The organism is Psychromonas antarctica (assembly GCF_022267535.1).
Classification (GTDB): domain Bacteria; phylum Pseudomonadota; class Gammaproteobacteria; order Enterobacterales; family Psychromonadaceae; genus Psychromonas; species Psychromonas antarctica.
In genome coordinates this window covers 1-761 of record NZ_JAHNZV010000275.1, presented here as the reverse complement: position 1 = coordinate 761, position 761 = coordinate 1, and the positions used below count along the sequence as shown (strand labels likewise).

Annotated in this window: 1 protein-coding gene; it reads right to left on the bottom strand. The window is 38.0% G+C overall.

Annotated features, from left to right (window positions below; translation table 11 throughout):
- Nucleotides 1-734: integrase catalytic domain-containing protein (locus KSO91_RS17455; protein WP_238744282.1), on the bottom strand; the 734-nt coding region annotated here is incomplete at its 3' end.
- Nucleotides 735-761: the final 27 nt, after the last annotated feature.

The window sequence follows — 761 nt, the reverse complement described above, 5'->3', positions numbered from 1 at the left end:
ATTTCATCCCAAACATCCTCGAACGGATCTTTTCGAGTTCGCCATGTACGAGGAGATTTTCTGAAGTCGACTTTGTCATTTCTATGGTAATGACGATTCACTCTATCTGTAATGATAACAGGCGGTATTTTAGATAATTGTTTTTTAATAACGTCATCCGTTACGATATAATCATCTCGAGCATGACCTTTTTTATCCCATGAGTACTTCCATAATTCATCTTGTAGTAATTCTAATTGAGCTAACAAATAAACCGGATCTAGTTTTTCATACTCTAACTTAAGTGACTCTTTTGTAGACTGATTAACATGTTCAGAAAGTAAAACGCGTTGATAAGGTGTTTTTGCATCATCATATTTCTTTGATACCTTAGCCCCAACACGTTCTTTTTCAAGTAACTTCAGTGATGGTTGGTAGAAATTAACGTACATCCTGACTATGCGATATAGCCTTGCCAAAGCTTCCCAGGCTTTCCAACCTTCGTAGCGATCATAACCAACCAATCGACGTACAACAGAACCATTTTTTTCTTCCACATGTGCCTGGTCATTTTTTCGGTGAGTTCTTGCTCTTGTAAAGGTGATATTATTTTCTTCGCAGTAGTCCAATAATTCATAATTTATAAACTCACTACCACAATCTGTGTCTACTCCCTGCATAGGGAATGGAAGTAAGTCACTAGCTACTTGTAAGCCATCAATCACGTCGCTGGCACTTTTTCGTAATAAAGGCATGCACTCTAACCAGCCAGTAGCAATGTC